At 46.6% G+C, this 2,091-nt stretch carries 4 protein-coding genes; 1 reads left to right on the forward strand and 3 read right to left on the reverse strand.

Annotated features, from left to right (window positions below; all coding sequences use genetic code 11):
• The coding region (locus ACWHAR_RS20120; protein ID WP_452087623.1) for a hemolysin family protein at positions 1-1,059 on the forward strand (1,059 nt) is incomplete at its 5' end.
• A gap of 13 nt (positions 1,060-1,072) precedes the next feature.
• On the opposite strand, the gene crcB is transcribed toward ACWHAR_RS20120, so the two are convergent.
• The 3 genes from crcB to ACWHAR_RS20135 form a co-directional block, all read right to left on the reverse strand.
• A complete protein-coding gene (gene crcB / locus ACWHAR_RS20125) occupies positions 1,073-1,429 on the reverse strand; it encodes a fluoride efflux transporter CrcB (protein ID WP_041335608.1) in 357 nt (118 codons plus the stop codon).
• Positions 1,426-1,821, reverse strand: coding sequence for a fluoride efflux transporter FluC (locus ACWHAR_RS20130; protein WP_041335605.1), 396 nt, complete (start codon positions 1,819-1,821; stop codon positions 1,426-1,428). Before ACWHAR_RS20130 ends, crcB begins: the two co-directional genes overlap by 4 nt.
• Positions 1,808-2,091 (reverse strand): glycerophosphodiester phosphodiesterase (locus ACWHAR_RS20135; protein ID WP_452087624.1); only part of this gene is annotated, 284 nt, incomplete at its 5' end. The genes ACWHAR_RS20130 and ACWHAR_RS20135, both read right to left, overlap by 14 nt.

The raw sequence follows: 2,091 nt of genomic DNA on the forward strand, positions 1-2,091 counted from the left end.
GGCTTGATCACGTTCCTGCACGTTGTTGTAGGTGAACTGGCCCCGAAAACGGTCGCGATTCAAAAGGCAGAACAGCTGACTTTACTGATAGCGGGCCCTTTGCGTTTATTCTATTTGCTCCTGTTTCCGTTTATTTGGATCCTTAATGGATCGGCGCGGCTTTTATGCGGGATGTTCGGTTTGAAGCCTGCGTCAGAACATGATGGTTCCCATTCTGAGGAAGAACTCAGGATGCTGTTATCTGAGAGTTTAAAAAACGGAGAGATTAATCCGTCTGAATATAAATATGTGAATAAGATTTTTGAATTTGATAATCGGATCGCCAAAGAAATTATGATACCGCGGAAGGAAATGGCTGCTGTGTCAACTGAGATGACGATGGCCGAGATGCTTGAAGTCATGCTGAAGGAAAAATACACGCGCTGGCCAGTCACAGATGGAGACAAAGACAGTGTGATCGGTTTGGTCAATACGAAGCATTTGTTTTCTGATTTGCTGTTTATGACAGAAGAAGAACGAATGAAGATGACGATCCATTCGTATGTGAGGCCGGTCATCGAAGTGATTGAAACGATCCCGGTTCATGACTTGCTGATTAAAATGCAGCGCGAGCGCATTCATATGGCTATATTGTCGGATGAATACGGAGGAACCTCGGGACTTGTGACGACAGAGGATATTCTTGAGGAAATTGTCGGAGAGATCAGAGATGAATTTGATGAAGATGAACAGCCGCTGATCCAAAAGCTTGGCGACGGCCATTATGTGATGGATGGAAAGGTTCGGATCGATCAGGTGAACAGCCTTCTTGGCGCATGGATTCAAGAACACGTCGATACGATCGGCGGGCTGATATTAAAAGAAAACATCGATATTGAGGCTGGTGAATCCATTCGCAGCGGTTCATATACGATAAAGGTGCTGAAGATGGACGGCCGATTAATCAAGCAAATCGATATAAAAGAAGAAGCCGGCAACACAACCGGGATTACGGCGCACCACAAGCTGCCGCTGCCTGAGACTGTGATGCTGAACAGTGCAACCTTGAGCGAGAAATAAGCTCAAGGTTTTTTTACATTGTGATTGTCCAGCCGCACCAAAATGCCAAAAGCGATCCGCAAAGTGTCAAGGCGATGTACAAGATGCTTTCTATTACACGTTTGGCCATAAGGAGTTGAATGCTTTCAACGCTGAAAGTGGAAAAGGTCGTAAAGGCGCCAAAAAACCCTGTGCCGATGATAAGCGAGACCGAAGCATTTGCAACGTGAAGTCCTGTAAATATTCCGAGCCCGAGAGCTCCGAGAATATTGACTGTCAGTATGCCAATGGGCAGGCTGAGACCTTTGGTTTTGGCGGTTATGACATTGCCAAGCCAGAACCGAAGCATTGCGCCAAGTCCGCCCCCTATGAAAATACCCGCTAGTGTCATCTTTCCTGCAGCCCCTTTCTTTGCTGAATGCCTGCTATGCGCCGTCCCGCAAAAACACCAATCAGTGCAAATATGATCCCTGATATCAATGAGGCTGCCACATATAAAAGAGCCAATGAGGGTTGTCCTTGCAAAAGCATCACTGTTTCCTTAGAAAACGTGGACATTGTTGTGAAGCCTCCGCAAAAGCCGGTGCCTAAAAAAGCCGACAGCAGAGGCCGTTTTGCCCCGATCATAAAAAATCCGGTCAAAATGCCTAATAGAAGGCTGCCTGCCGCAATTTCCAGCCAGGTTGCCGCCGGGAACTGACCGGTGTGTATCCATAAGTTTAATCCGTATCGGAGGCAGGCGCCAAGCGCGCCTCCGATAAAAACCGCGCTATATATTTTCATGTTTGCCATCCTTTATGATGAAATCCGGGTAATCTGTAACGATGCCGTCCACGCCCATGGCTTGTAATTTTGCCGCTGTCTTTTGATTGTTGACAGTCCATGCAAATATGTTTAAGCCATTTTTATGGACGGAGCCGATCATCAGACGGTTGAGCCGTGTGTATTTTATATTGACATAGTTTGCAAAAGAGCGGAAGGCCTTCATCTGATTTCTGGACAGCATGCCAAAGGTGCGTCTTTTAATAACCGCTGTCGGAATCGAAGGATAAA

This window comes from Bacillus sp. LR--39 (genome assembly GCF_053613335.1).